At 64.8% G+C, this 13,436-nt stretch carries 10 protein-coding genes; 6 read left to right on the top strand and 4 right to left on the bottom strand.

Translation table 11 applies throughout. From position 1 onward, the window contains the following. The first annotated feature begins 35 nt into the window (after nt 1-35). Together CS1BSM3_RS05670 and CS1BSM3_RS05665 are read left to right on the top strand one after the other, a co-directional pair. Complete coding sequence (locus tag CS1BSM3_RS05670) at nt 36-635, top strand: glutathione S-transferase family protein (protein WP_072386051.1); 600 nt, start codon at nt 36-38, stop codon at nt 633-635. A gap of 171 nt (nt 636-806) precedes the next feature. Further along, nucleotides 807-2,981 (top strand): TonB-dependent receptor, encoded by a 2,175-nt coding sequence (locus CS1BSM3_RS05665; RefSeq protein ID WP_072386050.1) that lies wholly within the window; start codon nt 807-809, stop codon nt 2,979-2,981. 8 nt (nt 2,982-2,989) lie between these two features. Here CS1BSM3_RS05665 and CS1BSM3_RS05660 read toward each other — a convergent pair whose 3' ends face one another. Further along, nucleotides 2,990-3,985, bottom strand: a complete 996-nt coding sequence (locus CS1BSM3_RS05660; RefSeq protein ID WP_244540431.1) for an AraC family transcriptional regulator — start codon at nt 3,983-3,985, stop codon at nt 2,990-2,992. A 91-nt stretch (nt 3,986-4,076) separates the two neighbouring features. On the opposite strand from CS1BSM3_RS05660, the gene CS1BSM3_RS05655 reads away from it, so the two are divergent. Next, the gene (locus tag CS1BSM3_RS05655; protein WP_244540430.1) at nt 4,077-4,445 is read left to right on the top strand and encodes a DsrE family protein; all 369 of its coding nucleotides are present in this window, start codon (nt 4,077-4,079) and stop codon (nt 4,443-4,445) included. 70 nt (nt 4,446-4,515) lie between these two features. Here the strand turns inward: CS1BSM3_RS05655 and CS1BSM3_RS05650 are convergent, their stop codons facing one another. Continuing rightward, nucleotides 4,516-5,289: an FkbM family methyltransferase gene (locus tag CS1BSM3_RS05650; protein ID WP_072386047.1), complete on the bottom strand. Its 774-nt coding sequence runs from the start codon at nt 5,287-5,289 to the stop codon at nt 4,516-4,518. Between the two features lie 231 nt (nt 5,290-5,520). Here CS1BSM3_RS05650 and CS1BSM3_RS05645 point away from each other — a divergent pair, with 231 nt between their 5' ends. The 3 genes from CS1BSM3_RS05645 (at nt 5,521) to CS1BSM3_RS05635 (ending at nt 8,787) form a co-directional block, all read left to right on the top strand. Further along, the gene (locus CS1BSM3_RS05645; protein WP_072386046.1) at nt 5,521-6,000 is read left to right on the top strand and encodes a tripartite tricarboxylate transporter TctB family protein; all 480 of its coding nucleotides are present in this window, start codon (nt 5,521-5,523) and stop codon (nt 5,998-6,000) included. Nucleotides 6,001-6,206: 206 nt separating this feature from the next. Further along, on the top strand, nt 6,207-7,706 hold the full coding sequence (locus tag CS1BSM3_RS05640) for a tripartite tricarboxylate transporter permease (RefSeq protein WP_072386703.1): 1,500 nt from the start codon (nt 6,207-6,209) through the stop codon (nt 7,704-7,706). A gap of 94 nt (nt 7,707-7,800) precedes the next feature. Continuing rightward, nucleotides 7,801-8,787, top strand: a complete 987-nt coding sequence (locus tag CS1BSM3_RS05635; RefSeq protein ID WP_072386045.1) for a Bug family tripartite tricarboxylate transporter substrate binding protein — start codon at nt 7,801-7,803, stop codon at nt 8,785-8,787. Between the two features lie 146 nt (nt 8,788-8,933). Here the strand turns inward: CS1BSM3_RS05635 and dnaE are convergent, their stop codons facing one another. Continuing rightward, entirely contained in the window at nt 8,934-12,653 is a 3,720-nt protein-coding gene (gene dnaE / locus CS1BSM3_RS05630; protein WP_072386044.1) for a DNA polymerase III subunit alpha, read from the bottom strand. Nucleotides 12,654-12,799: 146 nt separating this feature from the next. Then, entirely contained in the window at nt 12,800-13,426 is a 627-nt protein-coding gene (locus tag CS1BSM3_RS05625) for a YeeE/YedE thiosulfate transporter family protein (protein WP_072386043.1), read from the bottom strand. Between the last annotated feature and the right edge of the window lie 10 nt (nt 13,427-13,436).

Raw genomic sequence — 13,436 nt, 5'->3', positions numbered from 1 at the left:
GGCGGCTGGTTTTGCGACCGTCCGCGATGAGAGCTATGAAGCTGATTGGACGCTACGACTCGCCGTATGTCCGCCGCGTCGGTGTGGCGCTTCATGTGCTGGCGCTGCCGTTCGAGCATGTGCCGCTTTCGCCATTCTCGCAGGCGGCTGAGTTCCGGCGATTTGCCCCTGTCGGCAGGATGCCGGCGCTTGTACTCGATGACGGCGAGACGCTCATCGAGAGTGCCGCGATCCTAGATCATTTGGATGAAATCGCAGGACATACGCGGGCGCTTATCCCGTCGATGGGCGCGCCGCGCAGGCGAGCCCTGAGGATATTGGGATCTGCGACGGCCGCCTGCGACAAGGCCATAGCCATCAACTACGAGCGGCGTCGGCCGGCTCATTTGATCCATGCCGATTGGATTGACCGGTGTCGGATGCAATTGGATGCTGCCCTTCAGGAGCTCGAGGCCTTCCGATTGGAACTCGCGGATATGCAGCCCCTCATGCAGACGGAGATCACGGCCGTTTGCGCGTATGCCTACATCAGGCGCGTCGAGCCGGATGCCGTTTCAGGCGCGCGCTACTCATGGCTTGATCGGTTGAGCGGGGCATGTGAAGCGCGGCCCGAATTCAAGGCTTGCCCGCAGTAGTCAGTCCGAAAAGTCCTCCGGCGAGACCGCTATCGAAAACACGCCGCGTTGCGCGATGGCCTCATGAGGCGAAAACTCGATCGCCATCGTCAGCAATCAGGCTGGACATTGCCCTTGTGCCCTCAATAGCCTCGGATTGCGGGGTGGTGATGTCAGGGTTGGGCCGGGGAAATGGGGAAGAGAGCAGGCGTCGCGCTTGCCCTGAGCATTGCGTCAGTGGGACCGCTCGCCGCGCAGCAGGTTCAGCTTCCGGGCATCACCGTCACGAGCCCGGCGGCGAAGGTAAAGTCCAAGCCTAAAGCGGCGGCGAGCAAGGCTGCTCCGGTGACATCGGCACCTGCGGTCGCGCCTGCTGACCCATCCGAGTTCGGCGCCGTGCTGGCGATCGATCCGCGCGCCAATGACGTCGGGATCGCGCAGTCTGCGAGCCAGGGCACTGTGCCGGCCGAGGTGCTGCTTGCGACGCCGGCCTACCGCACGGGCGAAGTGCTCGAGGCGGTGCCCGGTCTCATCGTCACGCAGCACAGTGGCGAAGGCAAAGCCAACCAGTACTTCCTGCGCGGCTTCAATCTCGACCATGGCACGGATATCGCGATCACGATCGACGGGATGCCGGTGAACATGCGCACGCACGGCCACGGGCAGGGCTACGCAGATACGGCCTTCATGATCCCGGAGATCATGCGCGGGCTTGCTTTCAGAAAGGGGCCGTACTTCGCGGCCGAAGGTGACTTCGCCTCGGCGGGCGCGGTCCACCTCGATATCGTCGACAAGCTGGAGCGGAATTTTGCGCAGGTCGAGGTCGGAAGCTTCGGCCATCGCCGCGCGGTGACGGGCATGTCGGCGCCGGTCGGTGTCGATGGCATAGTGCTCGTCGCGGGCGAGCTTCAGCACTTCAATGGCCCGTGGGAGCACCCCGACGAGCTGCGCAAGCTCAATGGCGTGATGCGCTTTGCGCGCGGCACATACGACAATGGCTTTGCGCTGACGGCAATGGCGTACTCGGGCAAGTGGAATGCGACGAGCCAGATTCCGCTGCGCGCCGTCGATGGTGGGCTGATCGGACGGTTCGGCAATCTCGATCCGACCGACTATGGCGAGGCGCAGCGCTTCAGTCTCTCGGGCCGCTGGCATGAGACGACGGCGACGACGGCGACGCGGATCAATGCCTATGCCATCAAGAGCGATCTCAAGCTCTTTCATAATTTCACGTACTTCCTGAATGATCCCGTCAACGGCGACCAGTTCAAGCAGTCTGATGATCGCGTGATTGTCGGTGCGAACGCGAGCCGCACATATTTTGGTACGGCCTTCGGCGTCAGGAGCGAGACGACGGTCGGCATCCAGACGCGCTACGACGACATCGCGGTCGGCCTCTTCAATACGCGCGAGCGTGTGATGCTCTCGACGGTGCGCGATGATCGCGTGCGCGAGGCGAGTGCGGGCGTCTTCGGCGAGAACACGCTGCGTTGGACGGACTGGCTGCGCACGACCGTCGGGCTGCGCGGCGATGTGTACTGGACGGATGTCGCGAGCAATATCGCGGCGAACTCGGGTCGCGACAGCGATGCGATCCTGAGCCCGAAGGCGGGTCTCGTGCTCGGGTCCTGGGCAAAGACCGAGCTCTATCTGAATGCGGGCACGGGCTTTCACAGCAATGACGCGCGCGGCACCGTGACGACCATCGATCCGGTCAGCGGCGACCCGGCCGCGCGCACACCGTTCCTCGTGCGCTCGAAGGGAGCTGAGGTCGGCCTGCGCACGCAACCCTGGAAGGGCTTTCTCAGCACGCTCTCATTCTTCGTGCTCGATTTCGATTCCGAGATCGTGTTCGTCGGCGATGCCGGAAATACCGAGGCGAGCCGGCCGAGCCGCCGTCTCGGCAGCGAGCTGACCTTCAACGCGAAGCTCGCGCCCTGGCTGACGGCGGACTTCAGCGCCGCCTACACGCAGGCGCGTTTCCGCGAGGATGATCCCGATGCGCCGGGCCGGCACATTCCGGGCGCCGTCGAAGGCGTCGTGGCTGCGGGGCTCTCGTTCAACGACGTGCTCGGCGGCTGGTTTGGTGGCGTGAAGGTGCGCTACTTCGGACCGCGGCCGCTCATCGAGGACAACAGCGAGCGCTCGGAGGCCACGACGACCGTGTCGGCACGCCTCGGCTACAAGTTCGCGAGCGGCCTGATCGTGCGCCTCGACGGCTTCAACCTGCTCGACGCCAAAGCGAGCCAGATCGATTATTTCTACGCCTCGCGATTGCCGGGCGAGCCGGCGGGCGGCGTCGAGGACAAGCATTTCCATCCCGTGGAGCCGCGCTCGTTCCGGCTCTCGGCGACCATGCAGTGGTAGCCGACGCGCTATTCCTGCGGGGAATCTCCCCGCGTCGATTTCGTCGCCGTGCGGCGCCATTCGGCGGGCGGTGTTCCGAAGTAGCGCGCAAAGGCGCGGTTGAAGGCGGATTCTGTACTGTAGCCCGCATCCAGAGCAATGGTGCTGATGGCTTTGTCTCTCGTCTTCAATTCGACGCTGGCGAGATAGAGGCGCCAGTCGCGTAGATAGCGGATGGGAGAGATCTGCAGGGTCGCGGTGAAGCGCCCGGCTAGGGCGCTTCGCGAAAGCCCCGACGCCTTCGCGAGAGCCTCGATCGTCCATTCGCGCTTCGGATCGGCGTGGAGGCACGCGAGGCATCGCCCGAGCGCCGGATCGCGGATTGCGGCGAGCCAACCTGTCGAGGTCGGCTCGTTGAGCAGGAACTCGCGGCGCAGAACCTCGATGAAAGTCACTTCGGTCAGGCGTTCGAGCACCGATGATCCGCCACGCTGTGGCTTGTCGACCTCGACGACGATCTGCTCGATGGTCGAGGCGAGCCAGTCCGACCGCTCGCCGTTCAGTGTCCGCACGTGGATGAACTTCGGCAGCAGATCCCGGAAAGGCGCGAAGTTCATGGCTTCGCACTGGATGTAGCCGCAGAGGATGCGCATCCGGCTCTCGAAGTCGCCATAGCGAAGAGTGGGGATCTCACGCCACGGCGCGGGCGGCAGATCAACACCGGGATCGATGAGACGGCCGTCGACGCCGACACCGATCCAATGCGGCGTGCCGAACGGGAAGGCCGCGATGTCGCCTTTCTCGAGGGTGGTCCTTCGGCCTTCGATCTCCAGCCAGCAGGTGCCGCCTGCCACGATGTGAAAGCCGATGGCATCGGCTGGCTTGTAGGAGGAGGGCGTCGCGTCCGTAATCCAGTTGCCGCTCGGCATGTAGCAGTACTGGAGAGAACCGGTAATGCGGATCCTGCGCAGCGCCTCCGAAAGCAGATCGCCGACGTCGGAGCTCTCGATGGCTGGATTCTGCATCAAGGATCTCGGCATTGCGGCCAATGACGGAAGAACGCTTCAGCATTAGGTCAAGCGACGTTTTCACTGATCATAGAGCATGGAGGCAAACGTGGCGAATGTAACGGACAAGCTGGTAATCCTGGTAACCAAAGGCATCGAAAGCGAACTTTCGTCGGTGGCGTTCACCATAGCCAACGGAGGCATTACCGCCGGCCTGAAAGTCTATATCTTTCTGAGCAGCACGGGCATCGACCTCGTCCGCAAGGGCGGACAGACCATGACACAGGTGGCGCCCCTCGACTCGCTTGCTGCGCTGATCAAGGACTTCCAGGCGCGCGGCGGCGTGATCTGGGCTTGTACGCCTTGCGTGAAGTCGCGCGGCTACGAGCAGGCCGATTTCATCGAGGGCGTGGTCATCACGGGTGCGAGCGTCATGCACGCCGAGCTCAAGGCCGGCGCGGCGACGCTCTCGTTCTAAAGCGTCTTTGGGACCTTAAATGCGATTTTGAGTTCGGCACAGGCGTGGGTCGCATTTAAGGTCCGACGCTTTAGTTCCGCCGCACAGCGTACACATCGCCGGAGTTTGCCGCGTGCGGCAGCGCGGCGATGTGTGCGCGCATGTCATCGGCCGTGACCCAGCGGCCGAGATCGAGTGTCTGGCTCTCGCCGAGCGCAAGGTCGAAGCCGTAGTCGCCGAGCGCGGCAATGCGGGCGAGACAGGCATAGGCCACATCGCGCTGGATGGTCGTGAACTCGAAGGAGAGCGCGGGGAGCGCCTGGCTCAAGCCCGCGAGCACATCGGCCTCGAAGCCTTCGACGTCGATCTTCACGAAGTTCGGCGCGCCATGCGCCGCGATCAGCGCATCGAGTGTCGTGACGGGCACTTCGATCTCGCGATCCCAGACCTGGCCTTCCCAGCCACCGGCGCCGTCCGCGGCTTTGACGAAATCGCGCGAGGCGGTCGTGACCGTCGGGTTGGCCGTGTTCACATGCAGGCTGATCTTTCCTGCGGCCGGGCCACATGCGCTCTCGACGAGTGTAACGTTGGTGTCGCCAGCGTAGATCGCACGAATGGCGTGGGCACAGAGCGGCTGCGGCTCGAGGGCGACGACGCGCGCGCCGAGGCGGCGGAAGGCACCAATGCGGTCGCCGACGTGCGAGCCGATGTCGAAGGCGAGGTCGCCGGGCTGCACGAACCGCGCATAGAGCGCGTCCATGGCCGCCTCGCGCGCGGTGTCGCCGTAGTAGACGTCGAGAGAGCGCTTGAGGCTCTCGAGGGCGGGGTCGCGCTTCAATCCGGCGAGGCGTTCGGCAAGGGACATGGCATCTCTATTGGCTCGGGCGGCGTTAGTGGTGGGAGGGTCATGACCGACCATTGCGGCAACGCCATGGGCGCGTCCGGACAGCCGGAAAAGAGCGGCCCGGACGGGAGGTTGTCAACCACGTCCGGCCGCGCGGAGCGCGAACGCCCGCGAACTTAAGGCATTGCGCACCCCCGATCCTGTGCTAGCCTCGACCCATAAAAAGAAATTGCGTCAAGGGAGGACGCGATCTTGAGGCGCGGGTGGCTTGTCGCGGCAGGGACCTTTCTGGTCCTGTTTGCCGGCACGATTTATTTGTCGTCCAAACTACCTCTGTTGGACGCACTGGGACCCGGTCCCGGATTCTTTCCGCTGATCCTGGCGTTGCTCGGCGTAGTGCTCTCGCTCGTGCTGCTCGTCCAGCTCGTGCGCCAGCCGGATGCGACGGTGGGCGCACCCGATCCCGATGCGGGCGATGATCTCGTCCCGGATCGCTCGGCGATGTTCCGCATCGCCGGCATCATCGTCCTGCTGCTCGCGGCCTTCACCGCTCTCGATCCGCTCGGCTATCGCCTGACCGCACTGGTCTTCATCACGCTCCTGCTGCTGGTGCTCGGCGTGCGGAACTACATCGCCATCGCGCTCGTCGCGCTCGCACTCAGCTTCGGTGTGTTTCACAGCTTCTACTACTGGCTGAAGGTGCCATTGCCCATCGGAGCATTCGGGCTGTGAAGCTGCAACTCATTGCATCCGGGCTAGTGTCCCCGATCGTGAAGTTCGTCGCCGTCTGCGGCGGGCTCTCGAACGAACTTCGCGATCGAAAGGACACTAGCAAGTCTATGGATCTGGTGTGGTTCAGGTTCCGAAGTCCGCCTCCGACACCTGCCGCGAAGGGGTGGCGGACTTCGGAACCACCACACTAGGGGGGAATGGCGCCGATGGTTGATACCTTTCATTACCTCATGGCGGGCTTTGCCGCGGCGGCGACGCCGACGAACCTCACCTTCGCCTTCATCGGATGTTTTCTCGGCACGCTCATCGGCGTGCTGCCGGGCATCGGTCCGGCGGCGGGCACCGCGATCCTCATTCCGCTCACCTTTCAGCTCGATGCCACGGGCGCCATCATCATGCTCGCGGCCATCTACTACGGCGCGATGTACGGCGGCACGATTACGTCCGTGCTGATCAATGTGCCGGGCGAGGCGGCGTCCGTGATCACGTGTCTCGATGGCCACGCGATGGCGAAGAAGGGGCGCGCTGGTGCTGCGCTCGGCATTGCCGCCATCGGCTCGTTCATCGGCGGCGTGATCGCGACCGTGCTGCTCGTGGTCGTCGCGACACCGCTCTCGCGGCTGGCGCTGAGCTTCGGTCCGCCGGAGTTCTTCGCGCTCATGATTGTCGGGCTCGTGCTCGTGACGAGCCTTGCCGGCAACTCGCTCATCGCCGGCATTCTCATGACGGTCACGGGGCTGCTCATCTCGCTGATCGGCCTCGATCCAGTGCGTGGCGCACCGCGCTTCACGTTCGGTCTGCCGGAGCTGTTCGATGGGCTCGGCTTCATTCCGGTGGTCATGGGGCTGTTCGGCGTCGGCGAGATTCTGGCGACGGCGGAGAAGCCTTATCGCGAGGTCATCAAGACGAACTTGCGGGGGCTTATCCCATCGCGAGACGAATGGCACCGCTCCATGGGGGCCATCTGGCGCGGCACGGGGCTCGGATTCTTCCTCGGCCTCATACCGGGGGTCGGCGCCATCATCCCGACGTTCATGTCGTACATCCTGGAGAAGCGTCTCTCGAAGCATCCCGAGACATTCGGCACCGGCGCGATCGAGGGCGTCGCCGGACCCGAGACAGCCAACAACAGCTATGCCAATGGCTCCATGGTGCCACTGCTGACGCTCGGCATTCCGAGCTCGCCGACGATCGCGGTGCTCATGGGGGCCTTCATCATCAATGGTCTGACGCCGGGACCGCTGCTGTTCCAGGAGCGCCCCGATCTCGTGTGGGCCGTGATCGCGAGCTTCTTCATCGGGAATGTCCTGCTACTGATCCTCAATCTACCGCTCGTCGGGCTGTGGGCGAAGATCCTGGAAATTCCGTACCAGTACATTTGTGCCGGCACGCTGCTGTTCTGCATCATCGGCGCCTACAGCATCAATCAGAGCATCTTCGATCTCTGGGTCATGCTCGGCTGCGGCATCATCGGCTATCTCCTGCGCAAGCTGAACTTCCCGCTTGCACCGCTCGTGCTCGGCCTCATTCTCGGACCACAGATCGAGAAGTCCATGCGCACGTCGCTCGAGATGTCGGCGGGCGATTTCTCGATCTTCGTCACGCGGCCGCTGTCGGCCTCACTGCTGGCGCTTGCCGTCGTCATTCTCGCCTTTGCGGCCATGCAGTATGCACCCAAAGAGATCAGGGATCCGAATGCCGATTAACCCAGCCAGCGCCGTTGGCGTGTTAGCCCAGCCAACTTGGTTGGCGTGCTAAACTGAGCCAATTCAGTTGGCGATTTGTAGCGGAGGACCACTCATGAGACTGCTCAGACTGGCAATGGCCGTGACGGCGGTGGCGCTCGTCGCAACGCATGTTTCGGCTCCGGCCTCGGCCCAGCAATATCCGACGCGGCCGATCAACATGATCGTCTCATTCCCGGCCGGCGGCTCGACGGACATCGGCGCGCGCGTCGTCGCGGGGCTCGCTGAAAAGATCCTCGGCCAGCCGATCGTCGTCGTGAACCGCGGCGGTGCCGGCGGCCAGGTCGGCTGGACGGAGCTCGCGCGCGCGAAACCCGATGGCTACACCATCGGCTTCCTCAATCTGCCGGCGACCAACACGACGATCCTCGATCCCGAGCGCCAAGCGATCTTCAACGAGGGGAGCTTCACGCCGATCGCGAACCAGGTGCTCGATCCGGGCGTGATCTGGGTCGCGGCGAACAGCCCCTACAAGACGCTGAAGGATCTTCTCGACGCGGCCAAGGCCAAGCCGGGCACGATCCGCGCGGCAACGACGGGCATTCTGTCGGATGATCACCTCGCCATCCTGATGGTGGAGGAGGTCAATCCGGGCGTGAACTTCCGCATCGTGCATCTGCTCGGCGGTGCGGCGCAGATGAAGGAGACGCTCGGCGGCAATATCGACGTGTCGTTCGACAATGTCGGCGGCATCGTTCCGCAGGTGAAGAGCGGGCAGGTCCGTGCGCTCGCGGTCATGGACACCGAGCGCTCGAAGTTCCTGCCCGACGTGCCGACGACCAAGGAGCTCGGCATGCCGACGGTGATCTCGAGCTCGACGCGCGGCATCGGTGGCCCGAAGGGCATGGACCCGGCCGTGGTCAAGAAGCTGCAGGATGTGTTCTCGCAGGCGATGAAGGATCCCGATCACGTGAAGCGCCTCGAGGATGCGGGCCTCGCGATCAAGATCATGGTCGGTGATGAGTACGTGAAGTACTACAACGAGACGCACGAGAAGGCGAAGAAGTACACCGAGTGGGCGAAGAACCGCCCGCAGAAGTGATGCGAGGATCCCCTCTCCCCGTCCTTCACGGGGAGAGGGTTAGGGTGAGGGGCGGCGGCAGACGCCGACGTCAGCAAGTGGGCCGCCCTCATCCCGACCTTCTCCCCGTAAGCACGGGGAGAAGGGGAAGTGGGGGCTCCCCTGACTTAAACTTCCATCACATCGAGAACGCCGGGGATCGTGAGCAGCTCACCCTGCTGGCGCGGGCCGATGTCGAAGCGGCCGGGCAGCTTGAACTCGATCTCGCGCGGCGCGCCGCGGCGGCCGGGCACGCTCTCCACTTCCATGGCGAGGCGGATCTCGCCGCCCTTGCCGTTCGCCGGTGCTTTGTCGAGCAGGGCACGCAGCTCGGCCATGGCGCCGCCGTTGCTCGCCTGGACCGTGCGCCGGTCGAGCACGATTTTCAGGGATTGCTGGACGTTGGCGGCGGCGGACTCGAGCGGCTCGAGGTTCTGCACGCGCAGCTTGACGGTCTCGCCATCGCGCTCGGCCTCGACGGACATGAGCACGGCCGTGCCTGCGACGAGGATCTCGCGGCAGCGCGCGAGCGTATCCGAGAAGATCACGGCTTCGAACTGACCGCTTGAGTCCGAGAACATGGCGAAGGCGAACTTGTTGCCCTTGGCCGAGCGGCGCTCGCGCGCGGAAATGACGATGCCGGCGAGGCGGCCCGCGGCAAGGCCGACCGTATGCTCGAAGTCCGTGAAGCGCTTGACGCCGAGCTTGCCGAGCACGCGTCCGTAGGCATCGAGCGGATGGCCCGAGAGATAGAAGCCGACGGCGCCGAACTCGTGCTGCAGGCGCTCGATCGGCGTCCAGGATTTTGCCGTCCTGAAGTTCAGCACGACAGGCGTGGCTTCGTTCTGCATGCCGCCGAGCAGGCTGCCTTGCCCGAACTGCTCGTCGTCGGCCCGGCTTCCGGCCTCCCTCAGGATCTGCTCGACATTCGCGTGGACGAGCGCGCGGTTGCGATCGAACGTGTCGAACGCGCCGCCGGCGGCGAGGGTCTCGAGCCCGCGCTTGTTGACAGCCTTGGAGTTGAGGCGGGCGGCAAAGTCCGCAAGCGATGCGAAGGGACCCTTTGCCCTCCGGCTCTCCACGATCGTTTCGACGGCACCGCGGCCGAGGTTCTTGAGACCGGCGAGGGCATAGCGGATCGCGCCGCGCGGGCCGTCGGCATTGGAGGGCAATTCCCCTCCCCCTTGTGGGGAGGGGTTAGGGGTGGGGGGAATCCCGCCGATAGAGGGAGCTTCAATCGCAGATGCTCTGCGATCCCCCCCTCCCTTGCCCTCCCCCACAAGGGGGGAGGGGATGCCCGGCCTCTTCTCGAACTCGACCGTGAACTCGACATCGGAGCCGTTCACGCACGGAGGCAACACGGCAATGCCGGCCTTGCGCGCCTCGCCGACGAACATGGCGAGCTTGTCGGTGTTGGCCATGTCGAGCGTCATGGACGCGGCGAGGAACTCCTCGCGGAAGTTCGCCTTGAGATAGGCCGTGTGGTAGCTGACGAGCGCATAGGCGGCGGCGTGGCTCTTGTTGAAGCCGTAGCCTGCGAACTTGTCGACCAGCTCGAAGATGTAGGCGGCGTCCTTTTCTTTCACGCCTTTGGACTTCGCGCCCTCGACGAACCGCGCCTGCTGGCGCGCCATCTCGGCCTTGTCCTTCTTGCCCATGGCGCGGCGGAGCAAGTCGGCCTGACCGAGCGAGTAGCCGCCCATGACCTGCGCGATCTGGATGACCTGCTCCTGGTAGATGATGACGCCGTAGGTCTCTTTCAGGATGCCTTCGAGCATCGGATGCAGGTAGTCGACGGGCTCGTCGCCGTGCTTGCGGTTGATGTACGTCGGGATGTTGTCCATGGGGCCGGGGCGATAGAGCGCCACCATGGCGATGATGTCCTCGAGACGGTCGGGCTTGAGGCGCTTCAAGCTCTCGCGCATGCCCGTACTTTCGAGCTGGAACACGCCGGCCGTATCGGCCCTGGCGAGAAGCTCGTAGCTCTTCTTGTCGTCGACGGCGAGCGTGGCGAGGTCGAGCTTGACGCCGTGCCCGCGCTCGATGAGCTCCAGTGCCTTCTGGATGACGGTGAGCGTCTTCAGGCCGAGGAAGTCGAACTTCACGAGGCCGGCCGCCTCGACGAACTTCCAGTTGAACTGCGTGACCGGCATGTTCGAGCGCGGATCGCGATAGACGGGCACGAGCTGGTCGAGCGGGCGGTCGCCGATCACCATGCCGGCGGCGTGCGTCGAAGCGTGGCGGTAGAGGCCTTCGAGCTTCTGCGCGATTTCGAGCAGGCGCGCGACGACGGGCTCGCTGTCGCGCTCCTCCTGCAGCTTGGGCTCGCCGGCAATGGCATCGGGGAGCGAAACCGGATTGGCCGGATTGTTCGGCACGAGCTTGCAGAGGCGGTCGACCTGGCCGTACGGCATCTGCAGCACGCGGCCGACGTCGCGCAGCACGGCGCGCGCCTGCAGCTTTCCGTGCGTGATGATCTGCGCGACGCGATCGTGGCCGTATTTCTGCTGCACGTAGCGGATGACCTCGTCGCGCCGGTCCTGGCAGAAGTCGACGTCGAAGTCCGGCATCGAGACGCGCTCGGGATTGAGAAAGCGCTCGAAGAGCAGGCCGAAGCGGAGCGGATCGAGATCGGTGATGGTGAGCGCCCAGGCGACGAGCGAGCCGGCGCCCGAGCCGCGGCCCGGTCCGACGGGAATGCCGTTCGCCTTGGACCATTTGATGAAGTCCGCAACGATCAGGAAGTAGCCCGGGAACTTCATGCCCTTGATGATGTCGATCTCGTAGGCGAGGCGCTTCTCGTAGTCCTCCTGGGTGAAGCCGGGCGCGAGCGGATTGACGGCGAGCCGCTTGACGAGGCCTTCCTGCGCCTGACGTGCGAACTCGGCGGCCTCGGCTTCGGCGCGCTCCTCGGCGGTCGCGTCGGCTTTGGTCTGCACGAAGTTCGGCAGGATGGGTTTGCGCCCGCGCGGGCGATAGGCACAGCGGCGCGCGATCTCGACGGTGCTGGCAAGGGCCTCGGGCAGATCGGCGAACACCTTGGCCATGGCCTCGGCGCTCTTGAAGTGGTGCTCGGGCGTGAGGCGGCGGCGGTCGTCCTCATTGAGGTAGCGGCCTTCGGCAATGCAGAGGAGTGCGTCGTGGGCCTCGTAGTCCTCGGGCTCGGCGAAGTAGCACTCGTTGGTCGCGACGAGCGGCAGATCCTCGGCGTAGGCGAGGTCGATGAGCTGCGGCTCGACGGCTTTTTCCTGGGGAAGGCCGTGGCGTTGAAGCTCGACATAGAGGCGGTCGCCGAAGATGTCTTTGAGCGTCTTCACGCGCGCGGTTGCGGTCGCGCCGTGGTTGTCGGCGATGGTCTTGTCGATCGGGCCGTCGGGGCCGCCGGTGAGTGCGATCAGGCCTTCGGCGTGGGCGGCAATGTGGCTGATCTTGGCGTGCGGCGTCTCGCCATCGCTCGTGCCCATGTAGGCGCGGCTCGCGATCTTCATGAGATTGCCGTAGCCGGTCTCGCTCATGGCGAGCAGTGCCAGCAGGCCATCGCGATGCGGGGGCGGCAGGGCGGGCAGACCCGCGATGCCGGGGCCGGATTTGTTCGCTTCCTCGAAATCGACGGCGAGGCTGATGCCCACGATCGGCTGGATGCCGGAGCCGGCGAGCTTGTCGGAGAATTCGAGGGCGCCGAAGAGGTTGTTCGTGTCAGTGAGCGCGAGGGCCGGAAAGCCGAGCTTGGCCGCGCGCTTGGCGAGCGCGCTGATCGGCAGCGCGCCTTCGAGCAGCGAGTAGGCCGAATGCACCTTGAGGTGCACGAACGAAGGCGCGCCGGGGGCGGAGGGAATCGCTTGGGTCATGCGCGAAGGCTACTCCATCGCGCCGCGCCGACCAACGCGGCGAAGGCGTGCGGGCAGGAGCGGTGGAGAAGGCGCAAAACGATGCCAAACGTATTGAGGGACCGGTGGTGCCGGCCCCTCGGGCAGGTGATTCGCTCAAAGTGCCTCTAGGCGCGCCGGGCCGTGGCGGCGGCGTCCATGCGCTTGGGGCTTTCGGCCGGTAGGGGCGCGAGGCCATCGACGTCGGCGCCGATCTCGTCCTGCCATGGCGTGAAGCGCTCGAGCACGACGAGGAAGACGACGAGAGCGGCCGCCAGTGCCAGGGCAACCATCCAGAAGGGCAGGCCGAGGAGCTGGTCGAAGCTGATCTTGTCCCCCTTCTCCGGCAGCAGCGCAATGATCGGCTCGTAGAAATAGCCGTAGGCCATGGCGCCGAAGATCCCGCCGAGGACGATGAACCAGGCATCCTTATAGCCGGCACCGAGCTGAGCCATGGACGTGCCGGGGCAGGCGCCGGCGAGCGCGATGCCGGCACCGAGAATGAGGCCGCCGACGATGTCGGCACGCAGCAGCAGCGGCTTCAACTGCAGCGGCACGCCGAAGATGCCGTTGAGGACCGCGAGGACGACGAGGCCGGTGATGACGGCGGCAAGGAAGACCTTGAGCATGATGAAGCTCCTGAGCTGCATCTGCCCGACAATGATGCCCGGCTCGAAGACGCGGGATTTCTCGAGCGCGAAGCCGAAGGCGATGCCGGTCGCGAGACCGATCAGGACGGCAGTGATCAGGGACATGGGATTTCTC

This window comes from Hyphomicrobium sp. CS1BSMeth3, from assembly GCF_900117415.1.
In the GTDB taxonomy this organism is placed as follows: Bacteria; Pseudomonadota; Alphaproteobacteria; order Rhizobiales; family Hyphomicrobiaceae.
Note: the sequence above shows the minus strand (reverse complement) of the source record. Positions and strands in the feature narration are given on the sequence as shown.

Coding starts and splice junctions, on each gene's coding strand:
- dnaE (WP_072386044.1), bottom strand. CDS start 12,653: ATGACCCAAGCGATTCCCTCCGCCCCCGGCGCGCCTTCGTTCGTGCAC.
- CS1BSM3_RS05670 (WP_072386051.1), top strand. CDS start 36: ATGAAGCTGATTGGACGCTACGACTCGCCGTATGTCCGCCGCGTCGGT.
- CS1BSM3_RS05625 (WP_072386043.1), bottom strand. CDS start 13,426: ATGTCCCTGATCACTGCCGTCCTGATCGGTCTCGCGACCGGCATCGCC.
- CS1BSM3_RS05660 (WP_244540431.1), bottom strand. CDS start 3,985: ATGCAGAATCCAGCCATCGAGAGCTCCGACGTCGGCGATCTGCTTTCG.
- CS1BSM3_RS05665 (WP_072386050.1), top strand. CDS start 807: ATGGGGAAGAGAGCAGGCGTCGCGCTTGCCCTGAGCATTGCGTCAGTG.
- CS1BSM3_RS05650 (WP_072386047.1), bottom strand. CDS start 5,289: ATGTCCCTTGCCGAACGCCTCGCCGGATTGAAGCGCGACCCCGCCCTC.
- CS1BSM3_RS05635 (WP_072386045.1), top strand. CDS start 7,801: ATGAGACTGCTCAGACTGGCAATGGCCGTGACGGCGGTGGCGCTCGTC.
- CS1BSM3_RS05640 (WP_072386703.1), top strand. CDS start 6,207: ATGGTTGATACCTTTCATTACCTCATGGCGGGCTTTGCCGCGGCGGCG.